This is a genomic window from Empedobacter sp. UBA5036 (assembly GCF_002415215.1).
Classification (GTDB): domain Bacteria; phylum Bacteroidota; class Bacteroidia; order Flavobacteriales; family Weeksellaceae; genus Empedobacter; species Empedobacter falsenii_B.
The window spans coordinates 1-25,293 of the sequence record NZ_DICC01000073.1 but is presented as its reverse complement, the minus strand read 5'-3'; the positions used below and the strand labels follow the sequence as shown (position 1 = coordinate 25,293).

Annotated in this window: 19 protein-coding genes; 11 read left to right on the top strand and 8 right to left on the bottom strand. The window is 31.0% G+C overall.

Annotated elements, in window-relative coordinates:
- Positions 1–3 precede the first annotated feature (3 nt).
- The 3 genes from B4J88_RS13745 to B4J88_RS13735 all read left to right on the top strand — a co-directional run bounded on the left by B4J88_RS13745 (position 4) and on the right by B4J88_RS13735 (position 3,657).
- The gene (locus tag B4J88_RS13745; RefSeq protein ID WP_291067862.1) at positions 4–2,010 is read left to right on the top strand and encodes a DUF3857 domain-containing protein; all 2,007 of its coding nucleotides are present in this window, start codon (positions 4–6) and stop codon (positions 2,008–2,010) included.
- Between the two features lie 88 nt (positions 2,011–2,098).
- Complete coding sequence (locus B4J88_RS13740) at positions 2,099–2,425, top strand: nucleotide pyrophosphohydrolase (protein WP_038333238.1); 327 nt, start codon at positions 2,099–2,101, stop codon at positions 2,423–2,425.
- A gap of 2 nt (positions 2,426–2,427) precedes the next feature.
- Positions 2,428–3,657, top strand: a complete 1,230-nt coding sequence (locus B4J88_RS13735) for a 3-phosphoshikimate 1-carboxyvinyltransferase (RefSeq protein WP_038333240.1) — start codon at positions 2,428–2,430, stop codon at positions 3,655–3,657.
- Positions 3,658–3,714: 57 nt separating this feature from the next.
- On the opposite strand, the gene B4J88_RS13730 is transcribed toward B4J88_RS13735, so the two are convergent.
- Positions 3,715–5,547, bottom strand: coding sequence for an ABC transporter ATP-binding protein (locus B4J88_RS13730; protein WP_180905440.1), 1,833 nt, complete (start codon positions 5,545–5,547; stop codon positions 3,715–3,717).
- Positions 5,548–5,696: 149 nt separating this feature from the next.
- Positions 5,697–6,122 carry a DUF2147 domain-containing protein gene (locus B4J88_RS13725; protein WP_038333244.1) on the bottom strand — a complete coding sequence of 142 codons (426 nt, stop codon included), beginning with the start codon at positions 6,120–6,122 and terminating at the stop codon, positions 5,697–5,699.
- A gap of 332 nt (positions 6,123–6,454) precedes the next feature.
- Between B4J88_RS13725 and epsC the strand changes: the two genes are divergently transcribed.
- The 3 genes from epsC (at position 6,455) to clpB (ending at position 10,919) form a co-directional block, all read left to right on the top strand.
- Entirely contained in the window at positions 6,455–7,228 is a 774-nt protein-coding gene (gene epsC / locus B4J88_RS13720; protein WP_291067861.1) for a serine O-acetyltransferase EpsC, read from the top strand.
- 12 nt (positions 7,229–7,240) lie between these two features.
- The gene (cysK, locus tag B4J88_RS13715; RefSeq protein WP_291067860.1) at positions 7,241–8,149 is read left to right on the top strand and encodes a cysteine synthase A; all 909 of its coding nucleotides are present in this window, start codon (positions 7,241–7,243) and stop codon (positions 8,147–8,149) included.
- Positions 8,150–8,306: 157 nt separating this feature from the next.
- Complete coding sequence (gene clpB / locus B4J88_RS13710) at positions 8,307–10,919, top strand: ATP-dependent chaperone ClpB (protein WP_291067859.1); 2,613 nt, start codon at positions 8,307–8,309, stop codon at positions 10,917–10,919.
- Between the two features lie 55 nt (positions 10,920–10,974).
- Here clpB and B4J88_RS13705 read toward each other — a convergent pair whose 3' ends face one another.
- On the bottom strand, positions 10,975–11,484 hold the full coding sequence (locus tag B4J88_RS13705) for a DUF2480 family protein (protein ID WP_038333255.1): 510 nt from the start codon (positions 11,482–11,484) through the stop codon (positions 10,975–10,977).
- Positions 11,485–11,584: 100 nt separating this feature from the next.
- Between B4J88_RS13705 and lpxB the strand changes: the two genes are divergently transcribed.
- From lpxB to B4J88_RS13685, 4 genes are all read left to right on the top strand, one after another.
- Entirely contained in the window at positions 11,585–12,697 is a 1,113-nt protein-coding gene (gene lpxB, locus B4J88_RS13700; RefSeq protein ID WP_180905442.1) for a lipid-A-disaccharide synthase, read from the top strand.
- Between the two features lie 246 nt (positions 12,698–12,943).
- The gene (locus B4J88_RS13695) at positions 12,944–13,384 is read left to right on the top strand and encodes a hypothetical protein (RefSeq protein ID WP_180905443.1); all 441 of its coding nucleotides are present in this window, start codon (positions 12,944–12,946) and stop codon (positions 13,382–13,384) included.
- 13 nt (positions 13,385–13,397) lie between these two features.
- The gene (locus B4J88_RS13690; protein WP_038333274.1) at positions 13,398–13,955 is read left to right on the top strand and encodes an RNA polymerase sigma factor; all 558 of its coding nucleotides are present in this window, start codon (positions 13,398–13,400) and stop codon (positions 13,953–13,955) included.
- Positions 13,942–15,291, top strand: coding sequence for an outer membrane beta-barrel protein (locus tag B4J88_RS13685; protein WP_038333276.1), 1,350 nt, complete (start codon positions 13,942–13,944; stop codon positions 15,289–15,291). Before B4J88_RS13690 ends, B4J88_RS13685 begins: the two co-directional genes overlap by 14 nt.
- 16 nt (positions 15,292–15,307) lie before the next feature.
- Here B4J88_RS13685 and B4J88_RS13680 read toward each other — a convergent pair whose 3' ends face one another.
- The gene (locus tag B4J88_RS13680) at positions 15,308–15,745 is read right to left on the bottom strand and encodes a DUF2141 domain-containing protein (RefSeq protein WP_260391932.1); all 438 of its coding nucleotides are present in this window, start codon (positions 15,743–15,745) and stop codon (positions 15,308–15,310) included.
- A 76-nt stretch (positions 15,746–15,821) separates the two neighbouring features.
- Between B4J88_RS13680 and B4J88_RS13675 the strand changes: the two genes are divergently transcribed.
- Positions 15,822–17,786: a ComEC/Rec2 family competence protein gene (locus B4J88_RS13675; RefSeq protein ID WP_286494961.1), complete on the top strand. Its 1,965-nt coding sequence runs from the start codon at positions 15,822–15,824 to the stop codon at positions 17,784–17,786.
- On the opposite strand, the gene B4J88_RS13670 is transcribed toward B4J88_RS13675, so the two are convergent.
- The 4 genes from B4J88_RS13670 to B4J88_RS13655 all read right to left on the bottom strand — a co-directional run bounded on the left by B4J88_RS13670 (position 17,776) and on the right by B4J88_RS13655 (position 24,164).
- Positions 17,776–18,219, bottom strand: a complete 444-nt coding sequence (locus B4J88_RS13670; protein ID WP_125348917.1) for a thioredoxin family protein — start codon at positions 18,217–18,219, stop codon at positions 17,776–17,778. The genes B4J88_RS13675 and B4J88_RS13670 overlap by 11 nt on opposite strands.
- 15 nt (positions 18,220–18,234) lie before the next feature.
- A complete protein-coding gene (locus B4J88_RS13665; RefSeq protein WP_219034010.1) occupies positions 18,235–20,319 on the bottom strand; it encodes a peptide MFS transporter in 2,085 nt (694 codons plus the stop codon).
- A 29-nt stretch (positions 20,320–20,348) separates the two neighbouring features.
- Entirely contained in the window at positions 20,349–21,833 is a 1,485-nt protein-coding gene (locus B4J88_RS13660) for a peptide MFS transporter (protein WP_219034009.1), read from the bottom strand.
- Between the two features lie 171 nt (positions 21,834–22,004).
- The gene (locus B4J88_RS13655) at positions 22,005–24,164 is read right to left on the bottom strand and encodes a S9 family peptidase (RefSeq protein WP_291067858.1); all 2,160 of its coding nucleotides are present in this window, start codon (positions 24,162–24,164) and stop codon (positions 22,005–22,007) included.
- Positions 24,165–25,293 lie beyond the last annotated feature (1,129 nt).

The following is a 25,293-nucleotide window of genomic DNA, read 5'->3' as shown; positions in this document are numbered from 1 at the left end:
AATATGAAAACAATATTTACGATTGTTGCGACAGTTGCAACTGTTTCGAGTTTTGCACAAGATGTAAAATTTGGAAAACTATCTAAACAAGATTTCGAGAAAACAAAAAGTACAATTCAAGCTGACGCTCCTGCAGAAGTTTTATATGCTGACGGAAATTATAAAGTTAGTTTTAATACCAATCAAGGAGGTGTTGAGCAAACAAAAAAAGTTTTTTATAGAGTAATTGTTTTTGATAAGGATAAAACACCTGATGATGTTTTGAAAATAGAAATTCCTCTTTACAAAAGCTCAGGATCAGATCAAGATAAATTGATTACTTTAAAAGCGGTTACCTATAACCTTGAAAATGGAAAAATTGTTGAACAAAAAGTTGAGAAAAAAGATATTTTCTTAGATAAAGTCCATCGTTTTATGGATAAACAAACGTTTACATTTCCTAATGTAAAAAATGGATCAATCTTAGAATATACATACGAAATTATTTCCCCTTTCTATGGAAATACTGATACGTGGTATTTTCAACAATCGATTCCTGTGGTTGCAAGTAATTTCACGATGCAAAATCAAGAATATTTTAATTATCAACAAGATTTGAGAGGCGGTTTCGCTCCAAAAATTTCTACAAATTCTAAAGAAGATAATTATACAATTCACAATAAAAGAGAAAGTGATATCTACGGAAGGACAACTCAAAATTCAAGTATTGATAATGCTAAAATGAAAATCAATACACAAACTTATTCATTAGTTAATTTACCTTCTTATTCTCGCGAAGCTTATGTGCTTAATCCGAGAAATATGTTAGCAAGTATTCAGTTTGAGTTAGCTTCTTTTGTTGCTCCAGGTAGAACTTCAGAAAGTTTCTCTACAACTTGGGAACGTATTGGAAAAGATTTGATGGATCACGAAGAATTTGGTCGACAATTAAATGGGAATAATTTTTTAGATGAAACTGTAAACGCTACAATTGTTGGAAAATCTACAAATATTGAAAAAGCTCAAGCAATTTACAATTATGTAAAAAACAACATGGCTTGGAATGATTATTTAGGTCAATATACAGATAAAGGAATCCGAAAAGCATTTAACGAAAAATCTGGAAATTCAGCGGATATCAATCTTATGTTAACAGCTATGTTGCGTAAAGCCGGATTAGACGCAAATCCAATTGTTTTGAGTACGTTGCAAAATGGTTTAATCAATTATTCGTTTCCTTCACGTAGCAAATTGAATTATGTAATTGTTGGAGCAACAATAGATAATGAATTTTATTTAATGGATGCAACTGATAAAAATGCTCAAATTAATTTATTACCAATTCGAGCAATTAACGATCGTGGATTTATGGTAAATGACAAAGGAATAAAAGAAGTTCCTCTTCGTAATTCGGTTATGACCAATGATAAAATATCAATTACGGCAGATTTAAAAGCAGACGGAACATTAACTGGAATTTTTTCGAATGTTCGCGATAATTATTTTTATATGTTTGATAAAAGTGAAATCGCAGATGATCCAAAAGCGTTCGAAAAAGAATTTGTAGAAGATTATAATTTTGAAATTTCAGAATTTAAAACACAAGATAACAAACAAAATGTAATTCGTCATCAATTCAAATTTGATGATGTAAAAGTAGATGTGGCTGGAAATAAAATATTATTCAATCCATTTTTATTTGTTGCGAATACAAAACATAATTTAAATCTAGATCAACGTAATTACAATATTGAGTTTGGTGCACCAACTACGAATACAAATACAGTTAAAATTAAAATTCCAGAAGGTTACAAAGTCGAATCTTTACCAACTGAAAAGCAATTTACAATGCCCGATCAAGCTGGTGGATATGCATATAAAGTAATTGAAAAAGATGGTTTTATTATCGCTCAAGCCCAAAAAGTTATTCCATACAGTATTTTACCTGCACAATACTATAAACCATTGAAAGAATTTTTAACAAATATTATTAATGCAGAAAGTCAGCAAGTGATTTTGGTAAAACAATAAAAAATATTCTAAACATCGAATAAAGCCAACTCCAAATACGAGTTGGCTTTTTATTTTTGTACCTTTAACTTTTAAAATTTAAAATAAGATGAGCCTTAAACAAGCACAAACAGACGTTGATAATTGGATAAAAGAACATGGTGTTCGTTATTTTAACGAATTAACAAATATGGCACAATTAACTGAAGAGGTAGGAGAAGTTGCACGTATTATTGCGCGTCGTTACGGTGAACAATCGGAGAAAGAATCTGATAAAAACAAAGATCTTGGCGAAGAATTGGCAGATGTTATTTTTGTAGCGCTTTGTTTGGCAAATCAAACAGGTGTTGATTTAGAATCAGCTTTTTACAAAAAATTAGATTATAAAACAAAACGTGACCACGATCGTCATCAAAATAATGATAAATTAAAATAAATATGATTGAAATTTCTGCTCTAAAATCTCCGATAAACAATCAATTAGCCATCACAGGTTCTAAAAGCGAAAGCAATCGTTTGTTGTTATTAAGTCAATTATTTGAGAATGTTTTGACATTAGAAAATGTTTCAAATTCAGAAGATTCTCAATTAATGCAAAAAGCGTTAGCGAACAAAAGTGATTTAGTTGATATTCACCACGCGGGAACTGCCATGCGATTTTTAACGGCTTATTTTTCTATTCAAGATGGACGAAAAATAACGTTGACAGGTTCTGAAAGAATGAAACAACGTCCAATAAAAGTTTTGGTTGATGCCTTGAATGAGCTGGGTGCAGAAATTTCGTATCAAGAAAACGAAGGTTATCCACCTTTATCGATTGTTGGAAAAAAAATAACGAAAGATTCTATTACAATCCCTTCTAACATTAGTTCTCAATATATCTCTGCTTTATGTTTGATTGGAACGAAATTAGAAAATGGATTAACGATTAATTTGGATGGAAAAATTATTTCTATTCCTTATATTCAAATGACAATTCAATTATTGAATAAAGTTGGAATTAATGCAATTTTCGAAGGAAATACAATCAAAATTCCTTTTACTGAAAACATCAAAGCTAAAACTTTACAAGTAGAATCTGATTGGAGTTCAGCTTCATATTATTATAGTTTGATTGCTTTATCGCAGAATTCTGAAATTAAAATCTCAACTTATTTCGAAGATTCTTTACAAGGAGATTCAGCTTTGCAACATATTTATGCAGAAAATTTTGGTGTAATTTCAACTTTTGAAAATGGAGTTTTAACATTGAAAAATGAAGATAATTTCATACCAAAATCTATCATCGAATTAAATTTAATCAATACTCCAGATATTGCACAGACAATTGCTGCAACTTGTGTGGGATTGAAAACAAAATGTCATTTAACTGGTTTAGAAACACTAAAAATCAAGGAAACCGACCGTTTAATCGCACTTAAAAATGAGTTGGAAAAATTTGGAGCAATTATAACAATTACAAACGATTCATTAACGATAGAAGGTTATAATAATTTTGAAAAAACGCCTACTTTAGCAACATATAACGACCACAGAATGGCAATGTGTATGGCGCCTTTGTCGCAAATTTACCCAATTCGAATTGAGAATGAAATGGTCGTAGAAAAATCTTATCCAACATTTTGGGAAGACTGGAAACAATTAGGTTTTGAAATTAAATCGATTTAAAATATAACAAAAAAATCCGCTTAAAAGCGGATTTTTTTTAGTTTGTATATACTTCATTTATTCAAAATTCTGCATATTTACCAAATTGGCATAAACACCTTTTTTCTCAATAAGTGAATGATGATTTCCTTGTTCAATAATTTTACCTGCTTCCATTACTACAATTTTATCCGCATTCTGAATTGTTGATAAACGGTGCGCAATAACCAAAGAAGTACGATTTTGCATCATATTATTCAAGGCAACTTGTACCAATTTTTCAGATTTCGTATCCAAAGCAGAAGTTGCTTCATCCAAAACCATAATCGGTGGATTTTTATAAACCGCACGCGCAATACTTAAACGTTGTTTTTGTCCACCAGAAAGCTTGCTACCTCCCTCTCCTACTGACTCTTGATATTTTTCTGGCATTTTTACAATAAACTCTTCCGCATTTGCAATTTGCGCAGCATATTCTACTTTTTCCAAATTTGGAGATTTATCACCTAATGAAATATTATTAAAAATTGTATCATTAAACAAAATAGAATCTTGCGTAACCAAACCAAATAACAAGCGATAATCATTTAATTTTATATGTTTGATATCAATTCCATCAATCAAAATTTGACCTGATTTCACATCCCAAAAACGAGTAATTAAATTCGCCAAAGTCGATTTTCCAGAACCAGATTGCCCAACTAAAGCAACGGTTTCTCCTTTATTAATTGTTAAATTAAAATTCTCGATCACATTATGTTTTCCATAAGCAAATGTGACATTTCTAAACTCAATTTTATCTTCAAACGCATCAATTCCTTTAGCATCTGGAACATCTTTTATCGAAACATCAGCATCCAAAACTTCAAAAATTCTCTTTGCAGAAACTTCTCCTTTTTGTACATCTGATAATGCTTTCGAAAAACGTTTAATCGGATCTAATAATGTATAAAATGTTGCGATATAAAAAATAAATTGTGACCCTGTTAAACCATTTCCTTCTAACGATAATTTACCACCAAAAAAAACAATTAATCCAATTGTAACAGCACCTAAAAATTCACTTGTTGGTGAAGCCAAAGCACGTTTTTTCATTACTTTTTGAAGATATTTACGATAACGATTAATCGATTCATCAAAACGACCTTTTACTTGATCTTCTGCGTTAAAAATTTTGATAATCTTAAGCGAAGAAAGTGTCTCGTCTACATAAGTAATAATGTTAGATAATTCGTCTTGCGCATGAGCAGCAGCTTTTTTCAGACTTTTTCCAATCAACGAAATAATTGTTCCCATAATCGGAAAAACCAAAATAGCGAAAATTGTTAATTGATAGCTAACTGTAAATAATACTACAACGAAAACAATAATCATAATTGGCGAACGAACAATCTCTACAATTGAATTTAAGATGTTAGATTCTACTTCGTTTACATCGCTTGAAATACGATTAATCATATCTCCTTTTCGTTTTTCAGTAAAATAAGCAACTGGCAAATCAATAATTTTGTTATGAATATCAACACGTAAATCACGTGTCACACCCGAACGTAAGTCTACCAAACAAGTTTCTGAAAGAAAACTGAAAATATTTCGAAATAAAAATGCAATAATAAATATCACACACGAAATCGCTAACACATAAACTGGTCCTTGAGTTTGAGAAAGCTCATTCATATAATAAGCTGAATAATCTGAAAAAAATTGTTTCAGATTACCCAAATCACCAGAATAAATAGGTTTTGCGATAACTCCAGGTGATTTTTCACCAAACAAAACACTCAAAATTGGCATCATAAAAGCCAATGCAATTACATTGAAAAGTGCATAGAGTAAATTGAATATAATCGCTGTAACAAACGAAGTTCTATATGGTTTTGCGTACGAGAACGCTCTTTTAGTTAAACTCATTGATGTATTTTAGAAAATCAAAACCTTAGTTTTGAAGTTACAAATTTACGTAAAAAAAATAATGACTATTCTTTTAGAAATAGTCATTATAGAGTAAAATTTTGTGGGTTTGATTACTCAGAGTAACCTTTTCGTTTTTGTTTTGATTTTTATTTAACTCGTTGCCAAGTTTGCGTTCTTCCTACAAGAGAAATCCCGATAAAACCTCTTACGTCTAATTTATCATTTCCGTTAAGAGACATTTTTGCTTTGTATTCCTTTCCACTATTAGGATCAATGATTTTTCCACCATTCCATTCTTTTCCATCTTTTTTAAGACCAGAAAGAATTTGCATTCCTAAAATTGGTTTATTTTTTAATGCGCCTGAACAATCTGTACATTTTGCATCTTCTTTTCCTTTTGTTAAAATCTTAGTGACTTTACCATAAAGTTTTCCATCTTTCTCGAAAATCTCTACGTAAGACTTCGCCTGTTTTGTCTCATCATCAATTGTTTTCCAAGTTCCTATTGGTGATTGCGCATACATTAAAGATGTCAACATAAAGAATAATCCGAATAAAATTGATTTTTTCATATTTTTATCCTTTAAAATTTATTTCACTAAAATAACTATTTTTTAGTGTAAATAAAACACTATGCTTTATTTTTTATAAAAATAATCTTTTTTAAACACATAAACCCTTTTATAATATTGATTACTAGTTATTTAATTTGATAAATAATTTTAAATAAATAAAAATAGATTTTATTCATAAAAGTCAAAACAGTGTATTATTATGCTTACATAGCAATAATAAAAGAGAAAGCATTTTTATGGGTTTTGTCATTTTTTCGACAATTTCTTCTTCAAGAATAAAAAAATGAATACATTTGTCTACTATTTTTATAGAGTTTATAGATTGAAGAATGAATCAGCTTACGAAATACAGTTTACCATTTAGAAAACAAGAAGTAGAACCGTTGATAGAATCCATTATTTATGATGAGATTTTTCAACAACCAAATCCTTTGTACAAGAAAGAAGATTTACTCAATCAATTCAATTCTATTTTGTTAAAAATTGTTCCTGAGGAGAAGTCGAATCAAATTAGTTTATATTTTTTTGAACAATTTGCACAACTTAGACAAGAATTAGAAGAACTGATTTTTGTTTTTTATGCAAATGATCCTGCATCTAAATCAGAAATTGAAATCATTTTAGCTTATCCAGGTTTTTTTGCGATTGCAATTCACCGTTTAGCACATATTCTCTATAAATTAAATACGCCAATTCTTCCCCGTTTTTTTTCTGAATATGCACATTCTAAAACTGGAATTGATATTCATCCTGGTGCTACAATTGGAAAAAATTTTTATATCGATCATGGTACAGGAATTGTGATTGGAGAAACAACATTGATTGGTGATCATGTAAAAATTTACCAAGGCGTAACATTAGGAGCGTTTTATGTTTCGAAGAATTTGGCTGATAAAAAACGTCATCCAACAATAGAAAACAATGTCACGATTTATGCTGGAGCCACTATTTTGGGAGGAACAACTGTAATTGGAGAAAATTCTGTAATCGGTGGAAATGTTTGGATTACAGAAAGTATAGAAGAAGATTCTGTTGTCTATCAAGAGAATCAACCGCAAATAAAAAAACAAAAAAAAGAACAACATATCAATTATATCATCTAAAACCTTACAACAATGATTTACAATAACGTATTAGAAACTATTGGAAATACACCAATTATTAAACTGAATAAATTATTTCCCAACCATAATGTTTATATTAAAGTAGAAAAACAAAATCCAGGTGGATCAATTAAAGATCGTATTGCTTTAGCAATGATTGAAGATGCGGAAAAAGCTGGAATTTTAAAACCTGGAGGAACAATTATAGAACCTACTTCGGGTAATACAGGAATTGGCTTATCATTTGTTGCAGCTGTAAAAGGTTACAAAATGATTATCACAATGCCAGAATCAATGTCAATTGAGCGTCGAAAAATTATGGAAGCTTATGGTGCTGAATTTGTTTTAACTCCAAAAGAATTAGGAATGAAAGGCGCTATTGCAAAAGCACAAGAATTAGCCGAAACAATAGAAGGCGCTTGGGTTCCGCAACAATTTGAGAATAATTCGAATCCGACAGTCCATTACAATACAACAGCAAAAGAAATCCTTGAAGATTTTCCACAAGGAGTTGATTATTTAATCACAGGAGTTGGAACAGGTGGACATCTTTCTGGAATTGGAAAAGCATTGAAAGAAATTAATTCTTCAACAAAAGTTATCGCTGTAGAACCAACCGATTCTCCTGTCATTTCAGGAGGAAATCCTGGTCCACACGCGATTCAAGGAATTGGAGCAGGCTTTATTCCAACTAATTTAGATACTTCAATTGTTGATTCTTCTATTCAAATTACAAAAGAAGAAGCATTTGAATTTGCAAAAAAAGTGGCTAAAGTAGAAGGTTTATTTGTCGGAATTTCGACAGGAGCTTCGCTGGCTGCAGTTGCTAAAACATTGAATGAAGTAGACCAAAATGCGAAAATATTAACTGTCAACTACGATACTGGCGAACGCTATTTATCAGTAGAAGGTTTATTTTAAATACTATAAAAATTTTTAAACGAGAGGAGATGTTGTCAAAATGTCTCCTTTTTTTATTCAATATAGTCAAAAAGTCAGTTTTTAGGTTTTATTTCTACTTTGGAATTTTTTTTGATGAAGTACAACAAACAAAACCAATATAAAAAACTAAAAACCAATGGATTTTAATCAATTTACAATAAAGGGTCGTGAGGCGATTCAAGCAGCGCAGCAAATTGCAGTTGCTAAAAAAAATCAAGCAATAGAACCAGCTCATATTTTAGGCGGAATGATAGATGTTGATGAAAACGTATTATCATTAATCTTAGAAAAACAAGGTGTAAAAATGGATATGTTGAAACCAGAGCTGGATTTAGAAATCAATAAATATCCAAAAATTGAAGGTCAACAAGGAAATCATCTTTCCAATTCATCTAACCAAATTTTGCAATCTGCACAAGAAATTGCAAAAGAGATGAACGATGATTTTATCACATTAGAGCATTTATTATTAGGTATAATCAAGAATGTATCACCTGTAAGTCAGTTATTAAAAAATAGAGGTGTTACATTCGACAACACAAAAAAATTAGTAACAGAATTGAGAAACGGAGAAAGAGTAACTTCTGAAAACGCAGAAGGAACATATAATTCATTAAATAAATACGCTAAAAATTTAACAGATTTAGCAAAAGAAGGAAAATTAGATCCTGTAATTGGACGTGACGAAGAAATTCGTCGTGTTTTACAAATTCTATCTCGTCGTACAAAAAATAACCCAATCCTTATTGGTGAACCAGGTGTTGGTAAAACTGCTATAGCAGAAGGTTTAGCTCATCGTATCATCAATGGAGATGTTCCTGAAAATCTTTTGAATAAACAAATTTTTTCATTGGATATGGGAGCTTTGGTTGCGGGTGCAAAATACAAAGGTGAGTTCGAAGAGCGTTTGAAAGCCGTTGTAAAAGAGGTAACTGCTTCGAATGGAGAAATTATTTTATTCATCGATGAGATTCACACGCTTGTTGGTGCTGGCGGTGGCGGAGAAGGCGCAATGGATGCAGCAAACATCCTAAAACCTGCTTTGGCTCGTGGCGAATTACGTTCGATTGGTGCTACAACTTTGAATGAATATCAAAAATATTTTGAAAAAGATAAAGCTTTAGAGCGTCGTTTCCAGAAAGTAATGGTTGAAGAGCCAGATGAAGAATCTGCAATTTCTATTCTGCGTGGAATCAAAGATAAATATGAGCAACACCATAAAATTGGAATCAAAGACGAAGCAATTATTGCGGCTGTAAAATTATCAACACGTTATATTACAGATCGTTTTTTACCAGATAAGGCCATCGATTTGATGGACGAAGCGGCTTCTAAGTTGAGAATGGAAATGAATTCTAAACCAGAAGATTTAGATAAATTAGATCGTAGAATTATTCAGTTGGAAATAGAAATTGAAGCGATAAAACGTGAAAATGATGAGAAAAAATTGAATCTTTTGAAAGAAGAATTATCTAATCTTCAAGACGAAAGAAATCAATTGAATTCAAAATGGGAAGCGGAAAGAAATCGTGCCGATGAAGTTCAAGATTTAAGAAAATCTATCGAAAATATCAAATTCGAAATTGAGCGTGCAAAACGTGATTATGATTATGCAAAAGCCTCAAAATTAGAGTTTGAAGATTTAGTAAATGCAAAAAATAATTTAGAAGAAGCTGAACATAATCTTGAACAGAATAAACAAAACAAACTAGTAAAAGAGTTTGTTGATGCAGATGATATTGCAGAAGTTGTATCAAAATGGACTGGAGTTCCAGCTCAGAAAATGATGCAATCTGACCGCGAAAAATTATTGAATTTAGAAAACGAATTACACAAACGTGTACTTGGACAAGAAGAAGCAATTACGGCTGTTTCTGATGCAATTCGTCGTTCTCGCGCAGGTCTTAGTGACGAAGGAAAACCAATTGGTTCGTTCTTATTCTTAGGTTCGACTGGTGTTGGGAAAACTGAGTTAGCAAAAGCTTTGGCTGAATTTTTATTCGATGATGAAAATGCAATGACTCGTATCGACATGTCCGAATATCAGGAGCGACATGCAGTTTCTCGCTTGGTTGGGGCACCTCCGGGTTACGTTGGTTACGACGAAGGTGGTCAGTTAACAGAAGCAGTTCGTCGTCGTCCTTATTCAGTTATTTTGTTGGACGAAATTGAGAAAGCGCATCCAGATGTTTTCAATATTTTGTTACAAGTTTTGGATGACGGACGTTTGACAGACAACAAAGGTCGTGTGGTTAACTTTAAAAATACGATTATCATTATGACATCGAATTTTGGTTCTCATACGATTTTGGATAAATTCTCGAATATTGACGAAAATAATGTGGCGCAAGTTTATGATGAAACAAAAGATGTCGTTTTTGAGGAATTGAAACAAAACTTTAGACCAGAATTTTTGAATCGTATTGATGAAATTATTTTGTTCCGTCCATTGAGTGAAAATCAAATTTCTGGAATCGTGAATATCTATTTAAGCGGAGTTGCTAAGAAATTAGCACAACGTGATATTACATTAGATATTACGCCAGAAGCTGTCGATTATTTAGCAAGAAAAGGCTACGATCCACAATTCGGAGCACGACCATTGAAACGAGTTATTCAACAAGATGTATTAAATGAACTTTCGAAAGAAATTTTGAAAGGAACAATAAATGATAATGATGCGGTTTTAATCGATTATTTCGAAGAAAAATCTGGAGATAATAAATTAGTTTTCAGAACTAATCAATAAGTATTTTACGATTTTATTCATGTGTAAAAAATCCGCTCGTTGAGCGGATTTTTTTTTATTTCTTCTTTTTATAAAGCGGAACAGTGCTACATGCTTCACCAAACATCAACGAACTTACAATTGGTTGTAAACGTTCAATTAATTGAATATAAGCCGAATCGGGAACTGGCTTGTGCGAGCAACCTTTCACAATTATTTTTCCATCAACATAATCTTCATAAGGCAAATGATCTACAATTTCGGTGTACAAAATCGTATCCAAATCTTGTAAACTTCCATGTACAATTCGTTTCGCGATTGGCGACAAATAGGTTGCGACCAACAAATAAGCCCAAGACGGAACAATCGCATCCGCAGTACACGTTAACGCTACATATTTATCTTGATATTGTGTCCAATCATGATTTTTCAGATTTTCTCTAAAATCCTTTTCTCTAAGAATCAATTCTTCATATAACCAATCTTTCAAGTCAAAAACAACACGATCTCCATCAGGATAATAATCTTGTAAATCAATTGTTACTAAACTACTATTGGCAACTTTATTTATAATTTCGTCTGACATTTTTCTTTGTTTGAAAGAGTAAATTTACGCAATAAAAAACATTGAAATCTACTCCACTTATAGATTTCTCCTATCTTTGTAAGAAGAAAAATGATTTCCATTGAAATACTATATCATTGCAGGTGAAGCTTCGGGCGATTTGCACGCATCGAACTTAATGAAAGAATTAAAATTAAAAGATCCACAAGCTAAATTCAGATTTTGGGGAGGAGATTTGATGCAAACGCAAGGCGGAACTTTAGTCAAACATTACAGAGATTTGGCGTTTATGGGTTTTGCTGAAGTTGTAATGAATTTGAGAACGATTTTAGGAAATATTTCGGTTGCTAAAAAAGACATCGAAACTTATCAGCCAGATGCAGTTATTTTAGTTGATTATCCTGGTTTTAATCTCAGAATTGCTGAATTTGTAAAAAGTCTTGGAATTAAAGTTTACTATTATATTTCGCCACAAATTTGGGCTTGGAAAACTGGTCGAGTTCATAAAATCAAAAAAGTTGTCGACAAAATGTTTGTGATTCTTCCGTTCGAAGAAGAATTTTATCAACGTTACGATTACAAAGTAAATTTTGTTGGAAATCCATTATTAGATTCGTTGAATAATCTTCCGCCAATTGATGAACAACAATTTAGAAAAGATCATAATTTAGACGAAAGACCAATTATTGCTTTACTTCCTGGAAGCCGAACTCAAGAAATTAAAGTCAAATTACCTTTGATGCTTTCAGTGGAAAAAGATTTTCCCGATTATCAATTTGTTGTGGCTGGTGCACCATCTCAACCAATCGAAAATTATAAAAAAATTGCAGGCAACAACTTGAAAATTGTTGAGAATAGAACCTATGATTTATTACGAGTTTCTCATGCAGCCTTGGTTACATCAGGAACAGCAACATTAGAAACTGCTTTACTGAAAGTTCCAGAAGTTGTTTGTTACAAAGGAAATGCTATTTCGTACGAAATCGGAAAACGTGTTGTAAAAAACATTCGTTTTATTTCGTTGGTAAACTTGATTATGGACGAAGAAGTAGTGAAAGAGTTAATTCAATATGATTTAACTTACGAAAATATCAAACGAGAATTAGATTTAATTTTAAATTCTCCTAAACGTGAAAAAATCATGAAAAGCTACGAAGAATTGTATCATAAACTTGGTGGAATTGGCGCTTCAGAAAGAACCGCTTCACTAATTACTGAGGACTTAAAAAAATAATTAAAAAAAAGTAAAAGTTTGACGCAACCTTTTATTGTTTTTTTAATCTTGTAAGCTATAGATGTCATTCAGATCTAATTATTAAAATGTTTCAGGATTGACTTAATTAAAGTTTACACCTATTCTAACAAAGTAATCCTCTTGATTTTCAAGGGGTTTTCTTATTCTATATATTAATTTCTTATTCTTTCACGCAACCTTTTCTAAAATCTATATCTTATTTTTATAACGATTAAAACTCATACAATGAAATTAATGAAAAGATTAAGCATGTTTGCTTTGGTAGGTATTTTAGGTTTATCAACATTTAGTTGTTTAAATAATGATGACTCAGATTATATGAATTATGGTTTTTTAGCAACAACGGCAATTAATGTTCATGAAGACTCTATTCAGCCAGTAGGAAAAACTACAAATATTCGAGTAACGTACGAAAAAACAAATTCTTGTCAAAATTTTATTCAATTTAGCTCTTTACAAGGAAGTACAACTTTTAAACACAACATTGGTGTTTATGCAAGTCAAAGTAATGGAAACTGCACGCAAAATACTTCGTACGAAACAAAAACTTTGAAGTTTACACCTAAAGAAGCTGGTGAGTACACATTAAGATTTTGGACGGGAAATAAACCAAATTCAACTGAACCAATTTATGACTCAATTGTGTTAAATATCAAAGAAAAATAAAGTCCAATAAGTTTTGAATAGTGACTCTCTTGAAATTTTAATCAAGCAATGTCAAGAACAAAATAGAAAAGCTCAAGAAGAAATTTATGTTGAGTTTTCACCTGTTTTGTTCTCGATCTGTCTTCGTTATGCCGAAAATTATGAAGATGCGCAAGATATTTTTCAAGAGGGTTTTATTCATATCTTCAATAAAATAAATCAATTCAAATTCGAAGGATCTTTTGAAGGTTGGATGAAACGGATAATGGTAAATCTTAATTTAGAAAAACTAAAAAAGAAGAATAATTTACCTTTTGAAGATTTCGAAAATCTCATTATCACACAGGAAGATGACGACGAAGTTGAAGAAGATTTTGATTATCAACAGTTGTTAGAAGCCGTTCATAATCTTCCACCACAATATAGGCAAGTTTTTAACCTCTACGTTTTTGAAGAATATTCGCACCAAGAAATTGCAGAAATGCTGACCATTTCGGTTGGAACTTCAAAATCAAACTTATCAAGAGCACGAAATTTATTAAAACAAAAACTCAATCAATTAAAAACTGTCACAGAAGATGAACAAATTTGATCAACATATTAAAGATAAACTCTCGCAACCACAACTTCCTCCTTTGGATGCTTGGAAAAATATTCAGGAGAAATTAGACGAGAAAGAAAAGAAAAAACGAATCATTCCTTTATTTTATTGGATTGGTTCTACTGCGGCATGTTTAGTTGTGGGAATTTCTATCTATTATTTTAATCAAAATGATACAATTAACGTTAATCATATGCCGACTAATGAAGTTGTAAAAACAAAATCGACTTCTAAAGAATCTATCAAAAAAGATTGGAATAATATTGAACATACAAATGAAAAGTCTTTTGATAATAAGATTGTTTCTTCTGTAAAAAAATCTTCTAAATCAAATCAAAAAACAATTCAAAGTTCAAGTTCATATTTTGAAAATATAATTGGAGAATCAACTTTATTTTCGAATACAATTCCAAATCAAAAAGAAGATAAAACACTAGAATTATCTCAAAAGAATTCAACTCAAAAAGATAATTTTGTACAAAATAATTCTTCAATCAATCCAAAAAATGAAGTTTCTGAAAAAGAAACTAATCCTAAAATTTTAGAAGAAAAACCATTAGAATTAGTTCTTCAAGAAGAGGAAAAAAAGAAAGAGAAAGTAGAAATCAAACAGAAATCTCCACTTCTGACGATTTCTTCGTACATCAATCCAACAAAAGTGTTAGAATCAAAATCTATTTTAGCAAATGAATTTAATGATTACAACATCAAAAATAACATTACAGTTGCTTATGGCGCAAAAGTTTCTGTTCGATTAAATGATAAGATAAATGTTCGTTCGGGAATTGCAAAAGTTGAGTTGGAACAAAATACAACCAATATAAATTCGGGAATCAATACAGGTGTTTATGCACTTTCTGCAAGCATGCCAAAATCATCTAACAATATCACATATCATTCGAATATTCGAGTTGTAGGTGATAATATATCACATACAACAATGACCATGTTGTCTTCTGAAACCAATACTATGGAACAAAAAGTTCATTACATCGAAGTTCCATTAGAAGTTGAATATAAATTGGCAAGTTTTGATAAATTCAATATTATAGCAATAGCGGGAGGAAGTTATTTTGCTGTAACGAAAAATTCTATTTCATTAGCTGATACTAATACAAGATCAAATTATAAATTAGGCGAAGCAAATAACTTAAATAATTCGAGTTATAGCGCTAACGCTGGAGTTAAGTTAGAGTATAATTTATCAAATAAATCAAGTATAAATTTGGAACCAAATTATAGATATATGCTAAATCCATTGAAAAATGTAGATGCTAAAAATCCTTCTTTATTAGGATTGAATATAGGTTTTTCAATTAAATTTTAACAAAAAAAGACGAAGATTATTCTTCGCCTTTGTTATTGTTTAATTTGATTACAATTGTATTATTTTCTTCAGTCATATCCACTTTGGCTTCCTCAAAAGTTGGCTCACGCAAAATAGGATCTAAATTCTTAGAAAAACCATACGGTTCTTTACGCACACCCAAAAAACTTTTATCAAGCTGTTTATTATTGTTCGTATCCAAATACACTTTTACCGCATAAAATGTTGGCTCAATATCTTTAAAAACCGTTTCATACTTGTCTATATCAGCAACTGGAACGTACAATTTTTTGAATGCATTTTGACCTTTTGTATAATTTTCTACATTTCTATAAAACTCTATAGCCAAATTTCCTTTCATTTTCTTAAGGTTTGTGATTGATAGTTTTACATCAATTTGAGCCATTGCCATTTGAGTAAAAAATAACACAATTAATATAAGAATCTTCTTCATTTTTTTATTTTTTTAATCAATTCATTTACAAATAATTAAAACCTACTATTTGTAAAAAAATTTATAAATTATTAGGATGAAAAAGTATCTCTTTTTTACCCTAACAATTTGTTTCTCAATCGGAATAATTTTATCCGAATTATTAATTCCTGCTACAAATTTACGAATTATATTTTTTTCATTAATTATTCTACTTTTTATCTCTTTGTTAAAAAATAATAATCGTCAAAATATAATCACTTTTTTAGGCATTTCGATGATTTTAGGCTATTATATTCATCAAAATTATAATAGACATTCAAAAATTGATTTCGAATCTGTTTCGAGAATTCATTTACTAAAAGTCGTTTATAGTTCTAATTCTACCGAAAAATATACCAATTACGTTGTAAAAGATATTGAAACGAATGAGCAAATTTTACTTCATATCAAACCTCAACAACAAATTTTATATCCCAATGATGAAATCATAATTTTAGGAGAAAAAAGAGAAATCCAAGAACCGTTAAATCCATATCAATTTGATTATAAACGTTTCTTAAACAGAAAACGAATTTATTCTCAAATCTTTACAAATGAAATTATTTCTATTCACAAAGAAGGAAATGGATTTCGAAATTGGGTTGCCAAATCGAAAGTCAAGATTCGAAAAGAACTAACAGAACAAGGTTATTCCCTTGAAAGTAGAGCGATTATTTCGTCTATGCTTTTGGGTGATAGAACAGAGCTTTCGCAAGAACTCAATCAAAGTTATGTAGCAACAGGAGTTGTGCATATTTTATCCATTTCTGGTTTACATGTGATGATGATTTACATGATTTTACAATTCGTTTTACAACCATTATTAAAGCTAAAACAAGGTCGAAAAATTAGAATAATTATTAGCTTAATATTTATCTGGATCTTTGCTTTTTATGTCGAATTACAACCGCCAGTTTTTCGTTCTGCGTTGATGATTACCATTTATTATATTAGCGAATTACTCAACCGACCAAAAAATATTTTTCACACACTTTCACTTTCTGCTTTTATCATTCTAGTTTTTCAACCTAATTATTTGTTTGATGTTGGCTTTCAATTGAGTTTTTCAGCGGTCTTTTTCATTGTTTGGCTCAATCCAATTTTTGAGTATTATTGGAAAGTTAAAAATAGTTTCCTGAAGAAAATCAAGATTATGATTGAAACAAGTTTATCTGCTCAATTAGGAACTTTACCAATTTCGGTCTTGTATTTTAATCAATTTTCAGGATTGTTTTTATTTGGAAATTTAGTCTTGATTCCTGCTTCCTTTTTTATGATTTGTGGCGGAATAATTAGTATTCTTCTCATCATTTTCGATCTTAATATTCCAATCTATACATGGATTTTCAATCATTTTATCTATTACTCAAATCAATATATTTATTGGTTAGCGAACTTCAAGTTTATTGCAAAAGATGTTTACATCAGTTTATTTACCGCAATTTTGATTGGCGTTATTTTATATGCATCAAAACCATTGTTCCTAAAAAAATCTAAACTAGCATTATTTGTTTGTTTAATTTCTTTATTTCTAATTCAAGTGGAACGATTTCACCAAATTAATCAACTCAATCATTCGAATGAATTAATCGTTTTTAATCAATACAAGAATAGTATTATCGGCATAAGAAATCAACGAAGTTTAAGCATTTTAAGTGAAAATCCTTTAGATGAAAAAACATATAATTTTACGATTAAACCATATAAAATCCACGAAAGAATAAAAGATGTTAGTTTCTACTCTTATGATTCAGACTTTAAACATCAACATTTTATCAAACATCCAAATTCTATTGAAACGAAGTCATTTAAGCTCTTATTAAATGAAGAACATTCTGATATTCCTTTTTATGTGTTAATTCATCAATCAAATCTTTATCCTTTCGAAAATAATGAAAATTTAAAAAGGGTAATTGCTGATGCCAGCAACTACCCTTCTATTGTTACAGAACTCGAAAAAACTTCTGATTCTGTTTTATGGAAAACCTCTCAACAAGGTTATTTCTCGATTAAATTTTAATATCGTTTATGAAATCTGTTGAACTACGATAACCCAAAACGACTTTGTTGATATCTCCTTTTCCGTTCATCAAAACAGTTGCAGGATAACTCAATTGTCCGTTTGTAAAGGCATATGCCATATAATTCGCTTTAGCAGGCGCAATATATGTGTACTGAATTCCCATAAATTTTACCATATCCTTTGTTTCTGCATCAAATTTTACCGCAATGTAATTTTTGTTTACATAATCTGCGACTTTATTATCTGTAAAAGTTTCTTTGTCCAAACGCTTACAGAATCCACACCAAGTTGTATAAAAATTAATCAATACAGGTTTTTCTGGATGTGCTTTTATTTCCTTTGTTGCTTCGTCTAATGATAACCATTTAATTTCTTGTCCGAAAAGAAATGATGATAAAATTAGGGCAGCGATTGCTAAGCTTGATTTCATAAATTTCAATCTTTATTATTTAACTCCGTGCATCAATTTCTTCATAACTGGATTTAATGCGATAACGATTAAACCTGCTACAATTGGTACAATTGTAAAAATTAAGAAGAAAGTTGATAACGAATATTCTTTTGTAATATTTTCGATTTGACCTCCTAAAATGGCTGCCAATTTGTTACCAATTGCAATTGCAAGGTACCACATTCCGAACATAAATGCAATCATACGTGCTGGAACTAATTTTGATACGTACGAAAGTCCAACTGGAGATAAACAGAGCTCGCCCAATGTATGGAACAAATAAGCTAATACTAACCAGATGATAGAAACGCGAACGCCTTCTGAAATTCCGTAAGAACCGAAAGCTAAGAATCCGAATCCGATTGCCATAATGATTAATCCTAAACCATATTTTACAGAAGCTGATGGGTTGTATTTAGAATCCCAAACACGAGAAACTAATGAAGCTAATGCAATGATGAAGAAAGAGTTTAATGTAGAGAACCAAGAAACGGTAATTTCTACTTGAGAATCTTTAATCTCTGCTACTTTCGCAGGAACAACTTCAGATGGTTTGTTTTGATTTTTATATTCAGTATCTAATTTCACTAAACTTTCTGGAGAAACTAATACAAATTTATCTCCTTCTTTGTGAATGCTAATATCTGAACCTTTTGTTAAAGCGTCTTGAGAAGCTAAATTAATTGTTTCAGTAACAATTTTATCTGTAGAATTTGCAACATAAGAAGCCGTAACTGGTGTTTTATCAAAAACAGGTTGACCTTCTTCGTTCATCACTTGTTTACCAGAGTCGTCTAATTTAGCCGTTTCAATTGCTTGGTAAGAAACATCGTAAGAGTGAGAAGTCCAGTTATAGTTTAACATCCAAATTGCAGCAGCCCAAATTCCTAAGAAAGTAAACGCTAAAACAACATTAGATAAAGCCGCTTTTTTAAATGTTTGTTTTGCTAATAAAATCAATACATACGAGATGAACAATAATGGAACAACTGTTAATAATGTATTGAAAACGTTGAATGCCATTGCAGCACCTCCAATTAAGTTACGTTCTGTATTATCACGCGCAAAGATTACTAATGATGTAGCTCCTTGTTCGAAAGACATCCAGAAGAAGATAACGAAGAAAGCAAAAATAATTACCGCAATCATACGATCACGAACCACTTTTGTATAATTTGCCAAACGACGAATTACCACAAAGAAGAACAAGAATAATGCTACTAAAATAACGACATTTTGTCCTGATAATCCTCCGATAGAGAATGGGAATAAGTTAATTCCACCAATTGCATTTAACGGATCATTGAACGCATATCCTAATCCTAAAAGCGTCATAATAACGATCAATACTTGATCTAATACTGTAAAAGGATTTGGTTTTTCTCCTGGTTCGTATTTTGGTGTATCATCATCAGCAGTAATTTGATTTCCTGTTTTTGAAGGAACTTCACCAATATGCCCAAATAATGGTTTTGCTAACCAGAACTGTAATGTTCCTAATAACATGAAGATTCCAGCTAAACCGAATCCCCAGTGCCATCCTACTTTTTCTGCTAAGAATCCACATAACATCATTCCGAAGAATGCACCAGCGTTAACTCCCATGTAGAAAATTGTATAAGCACCATCCTTTTTCTCAGGAAAGTCTTTGTACATTTCTGATAAGATAGATGTCATATTTGGTTTAAAGAATCCTGTTCCGATAACCAAACACGCCAATCCTAAATATAAAAAGATAGGTGTATCAAAAGCCATGAATGCGTGACCAAGAGTCATAATAATCGCACCAATTACTACTGCCCAACGATAACCTATGTATTTGTCGGCAATAATCCCTCCAAAGATGGGCGTAATGTAAAGTAACATTGCGTATGTTCCATATAAAGCGGTTGCTTTTTCTATAGACCATTCCCAACCTGGATTTAACCCAATAACTGCAGCTGTTAAAAACTGAATTAATAAAACGCGCATTCCGTAGAATGAAAAACGCTCCCACATCTCTGTAAAGAAAAGCACGAACAATCCCGACGGGTGTCCTAATACTTTTGAATCAAAGAAATTTTCCGATTTTGAACTCATGTTTGTTTGTTAAAAGTATATCTTAAAAGTTATTTTACGTCTTGCATTAATTTACGAATAAATGGAGACAATACGATGACAATAACACCTGCAACTAAAGAATAAATTGCCAATTGTTGATAACCATCTGTGTAAGCCATTAATTTATCTGTTAAAGATGCAGTTGGACTTGGATCTGACATTCCAGCTCCTAAGATTCCTGCTAAATATTGCCCGTAAGCAGATGCTAAGAACCATAATCCCATCATCATTCCTCCTAAGTGTTTTGGAGATAATTTTGTTACCATTGATAATCCAATTGGTGATAAACACAACTCTGCAATTGTAACTGCAAAATATGCTAATGCAAATATTTCTAATGATGATAATCCATTTTCGTCAGCAAAAAATCTTAATGAATAGAAGATATAATAAGCCCCTGCTAACATCAAGAAGGCTAAACCAAATTTTACAACTGTGTTTGGCTCAATTTTCTTTTTCGCCATCCATAACCAAACTAATCCTAATAAAGGTGAGAAAATAATAACATACAATGAATTTGCACTATTATTTACAATGTTTGGATCTAATGGAACGCTAAATAAAGTTGAATGTAAGTTTTTGTTAGCAAACAAAGCTAAAGAACCTCCTGCTTGCTCAAAAATTGCAAAGAATAAAATAGAGAACGTAATCATGATAAAAGCAGCGATAAACTTACTTTTTTCTTTAGAACTTGGTATTTTATATAATTGAATTAAATAATAAATAATTGCCAATGGTCCTACAATAAACATAAACATATCTGTGTATGCTGTATTATGAATCATGATAAAAATTAAAGGAATACAAACCAATGCTCCTACATATACGGCTACTTCTCTAATTAATCTTTTCTTAGGATCCATTTTTTCAAGTGGAGAATCTCCAATTGGTCCCAGCTCGTTACGGATAAATAAGAATAAAACAACTCCAATTATCATTACGATACCAGCCGCTAAGAAAGCATAATTCCAACCAACTTGTTTACCTAAATAAACACAAACTATACCTCCTAAAAATGCACCTATATTAATCCCTGAATAAAATAAACCGAATCCGGCATCACGTCTTGGATCATCTGCTTTGTACAGTTCTCCAACCATCGAAGAAATATTTGGTTTGAAAAAACCTGTTCCAATAATACTTAATGTAATTCCGTAATAGAAAAATTGATGAGGATCTGTTGCAATTAATAAGTTTCCTGCAACCATTACCAACCCTCCGAAGATTAATGATTTTTTGAATCCTAAGATTCTATCTGCAAAAATACCTCCAATAAAAGTAAATGCATAAACAAAAGCTTGGATTGCTCCATATTTTAAATTTGATTCTGCATCCGTTAATCCCAACATATCTACCATAAAAATGGCAAGAACTCCTCTCATTCCATAGAAGCAGAAACGCTCCCACATTTCTACCATAAACAAATGCCAAAGCTGTTTTGGGTATTTCCCTTCAAAGTTTTGAATTTGCTCTAAAGTTAATTTTTGACTCATAATTTCTTTAACTAAGCGCTAATATATCATTTAGATTTTATTAGCAATCAACGAAAATAAAAAAAACCTCCGACAATGCAGAGGTTTTTTTTGTTTAATGTATGATTTTTGTCAATTTGAATAATGTTTCATCTTATTCATTGGCGTATTCTAATAAATACAGCTTTTTTCTTACAAATTCTTCTTGATAAAATTTGTCATTTTACGATATAACTGAATTCTTGTGTTTCCACCATAAATCCCGTGATCTTTATCGGTATAGATTGCCATATCAAAATCTTTGTTCGCTTGTACCAACGCTTCCGACAATTCGAATGTGTTTTGTGGATGTACATTATCATCAGCAGAACCAGAAATTAATAAGAAATTACCTTTCAAGTCGTTTGCATAATTAATCGGTGAATTATCGTCATAACCAGCAGCATTCTCTTCTGGTGTACGCATAAAACGCTCTGTATAAACAGAATCATAATAACGCCAATTCGTTACAGGAGCAACTGCAATTGCCGCTTTGAACACATCATTCCCTTTGAATAATACATTCGAAGCCATGAATCCTCCATAAGACCAACCCCAAATTCCGATACGAGATTTGTCCACATAAGGTAAATTACCAATCTCTTTTGCTGCTGCAATTTGATCTTCTACCTCATATTTCCCTAATTGCAAATACGTTTGTTTCTTGAAAGCTTCTCCTTTATATCCCGTTCCTCGACCGTCAACACAGAAAACGATGTAACCTTCTTGTGCCAACATCATGTGCCAATAATCATTCGAGTTGAAATACGCATTGTTTACATTCTGAGAACCCGGTCCAGAATATTGATACATCAAAACTGGGTATTTTTTAGTTGGATCAAAGTTCTTTGGTTTGATTACATAAGCATTCAACTCATTTCCAGCCGCAGTTTTCAACACAAATAATTCTTTTGTTCCAATATTATCTGTATTCAATTTATCTTTTAAAGAAGTATTGTCAACGATAACACCCAAATCTTTACCAGATTTAGATTCTACTAAACTAATTGTTTTTGGAGTCGTTGTATTCGAAAAAGTATTAATGAAATAAGTAAAATTCTTACTGAAAGCAGCCGAATTTGTTCCATTATTTTTCGTCAACATTGTAGTTTTCTTACCATCTAAACTAACCGAAGAAATTTGTCTTTCTGTCGAAATACGTTTTCCATTATTCGAGTTAGATTGATAATAAAGTGTTTTATTACCAGGATTATACCCATAGTAATTCGTTACCTCCCAATCTCCTTTCGTCACTTGGTTAATTAGCTTTCCGTTATCTGCATAATGGTAAATATGGTTATTTCCATCGCGCTCAGAAGTCCATAAGAACGAATTATCTGCTAAAAACTCTAACGTTAAATTATCCGTTTCTATCCACGCTTTATTTGTTTCAGTAAATAATTTATTTACTTTTTTCGTGTTGATATCATAAAACGAAACATCTACATTATTTTGATGACGGTTAGACGTTACAACCGTTAATAAATTCGCTTTTGTAGAGAACTTAATTTTAGGAATATAATAATTCTGAACTCCGCCTAAATTAACATTTGCAGTTGAGTTATTCTTCGTATCAAAAACATGTAACGAAACTTCCGAATTATCTTGCCCTGCCTTTGGATATTTGTAACGTAATTCTTGTGGATAAAGATTGTTGTGGTAAATCGGAATATTAATTTCTTTCACTTTCGATTCGTCAAAACGAACATAAGCCAAAGATGTTCCATCAGCATTCCAATCAAAATTTCTTACGAAACCAAATTCTTCTTCATAAACCCAATCATTAATCCCGTTGATAATATTATTCTTTTTACCATCAGTCGTAACTTGCGTTACCTTGTTCGATTTTAAGTCTTGAATGTATAAATTATTCTCAAAAGCAAAAGCTACCTTAGAAGCATCTGGCGAAAACAAAGGCTCTTGAATTCCTTTTCCATCAAATAACAATACTTTCGATTTTGTTTGCGTATCATACACCTCAAACTTTGCTGTAAACGAATGACGATAAATTTGGTGCGGATTAGTTTGCAATAAAACGTAACGCTCATCAGAACTAAATTCATAACCTTCAAACTTTCCTGGAACGACAACAATATCAGAAGTCTGACCTTTTTTCAATGTCGATTCGTACGAACGTTTTACCAATCCGTCTTTTGTCAGAATAGTATAATTTTCTCCATCGTTCAATGAGTTCACACCGTACAATGAATTTTCGCGGTATTTTCCGCCATATATCCCTTCAATGGTTATTTGTTGTGCATAAGAATAAGCGCCCATCGCAAGGACAGCCAAACTTAAAATAAATTTTTTCATATTAATTTTCTAATCATGTGAGTTCAAACAATCAAATATAAACAATTCTATTTTCTCAAATAACACATTTCCTCGAATAATCCATTATAATCGTTCATATAAACGAAAAACTCTTCACTATTTTATATTTTAAACAATTTACAGATAATCGTATTTCATCATTCTTATCAAAAATATTTTTTATTCAAAAAAAAAATACTTAAATTAATCAAATATTTGTAATTTAATCATTTAAACAATACAAATTACATTTTTTACAAAAAGTGACCACAAATGTCCGGTTTTGTCCACTTCTGTCCTCCAGTATTTTTATCAACAATATGTTTTAGTTAATTGAAACTCCTATACAAACCTCTGTATATCTATGTTTCACATCATCTCGAAAAATAGCTCATTTTACTCTTGTTCGACCATCGTTCGACAAACTTGCGGAAAAATGCACCTTTGCGAGGACAATGGTCGAAGAACGGTCGAAGAAAACACGAATAAACTCTGTAGAGATTTATAAAAAAAAATAATAATGTTGCAGTAAAAAATTAGTACGAAAGAAAAATAATTTTGTCTGATATGAATACCTTCACTCAACGATAAAATGCGTCTTTCAGAGCATTTTAAATTACAAATTTGTTTATTCAAAACTGCACTCTCACGCAATCAGTGTTTTAACCTAAAAATCTTTGGTGTATAATAATGATTATGTTTAATAGACCTTAATAATGTAAATATTGTTTATTTTCTATTTGAAAAATGATTTCTTATTCCTTTCATCATGTTAAGATAAATAAGTCTTATACCTTTTCTTATACTGTATTTTTTTTAGGATTTCCAAATCAAGATGAAACAAATGATGGAAGAAGAATGAATTGACAAACGAACACAGTTGCCAATACTTTTATTCAACACGTAATAGGGTCGATTAATAAACTAATTTTATCAATTTGATAGATATAAAAAAAGGATTTTTAAAACAAAATCCTTTTTATAGGCAATATCCAAAAAACTGTTTAAACATAAATTAAGGTGGGTTTAGAAAATCACCTTATTTATTTTATTAAATTTTTAAAACACAGTTTATTATGAAAAATTCTGTAGCCAAATTAACCCAAGATCAAGGTCATTTAATATCGGA

Bases quoted from the DNA above. Each gene is read 5' to 3' on its own strand.
- B4J88_RS13745 (WP_291067862.1), top strand. From the start codon at position 4: ATGAAAACAATATTTACGATTGTTGCGACAGTTGCAACTGTTTCGAGT.
- B4J88_RS13740 (WP_038333238.1), top strand. From the start codon at position 2,099: ATGAGCCTTAAACAAGCACAAACAGACGTTGATAATTGGATAAAAGAA.
- B4J88_RS13735 (WP_038333240.1), top strand. From the start codon at position 2,428: ATGATTGAAATTTCTGCTCTAAAATCTCCGATAAACAATCAATTAGCC.
- B4J88_RS13730 (WP_180905440.1), bottom strand. From the start codon at position 5,547: ATGAGTTTAACTAAAAGAGCGTTCTCGTACGCAAAACCATATAGAACT.
- B4J88_RS13725 (WP_038333244.1), bottom strand. From the start codon at position 6,122: ATGAAAAAATCAATTTTATTCGGATTATTCTTTATGTTGACATCTTTA.
- epsC (WP_291067861.1), top strand. From the start codon at position 6,455: ATGAATCAGCTTACGAAATACAGTTTACCATTTAGAAAACAAGAAGTA.
- cysK (WP_291067860.1), top strand. From the start codon at position 7,241: ATGATTTACAATAACGTATTAGAAACTATTGGAAATACACCAATTATT.
- clpB (WP_291067859.1), top strand. From the start codon at position 8,307: ATGGATTTTAATCAATTTACAATAAAGGGTCGTGAGGCGATTCAAGCA.
- B4J88_RS13705 (WP_038333255.1), bottom strand. From the start codon at position 11,484: ATGTCAGACGAAATTATAAATAAAGTTGCCAATAGTAGTTTAGTAACA.
- B4J88_RS13695 (WP_180905443.1), top strand. From the start codon at position 12,944: ATGAAATTAATGAAAAGATTAAGCATGTTTGCTTTGGTAGGTATTTTA.
- B4J88_RS13685 (WP_038333276.1), top strand. From the start codon at position 13,942: ATGAACAAATTTGATCAACATATTAAAGATAAACTCTCGCAACCACAA.
- B4J88_RS13680 (WP_260391932.1), bottom strand. From the start codon at position 15,745: ATGAAGAAGATTCTTATATTAATTGTGTTATTTTTTACTCAAATGGCA.
- B4J88_RS13675 (WP_286494961.1), top strand. From the start codon at position 15,822: ATGAAAAAGTATCTCTTTTTTACCCTAACAATTTGTTTCTCAATCGGA.
- B4J88_RS13670 (WP_125348917.1), bottom strand. From the start codon at position 18,219: ATGAAATCAAGCTTAGCAATCGCTGCCCTAATTTTATCATCATTTCTT.
- B4J88_RS13665 (WP_219034010.1), bottom strand. From the start codon at position 20,319: ATGAGTTCAAAATCGGAAAATTTCTTTGATTCAAAAGTATTAGGACAC.
- B4J88_RS13660 (WP_219034009.1), bottom strand. From the start codon at position 21,833: ATGAGTCAAAAATTAACTTTAGAGCAAATTCAAAACTTTGAAGGGAAA.
- B4J88_RS13655 (WP_291067858.1), bottom strand. From the start codon at position 24,164: ATGAAAAAATTTATTTTAAGTTTGGCTGTCCTTGCGATGGGCGCTTAT.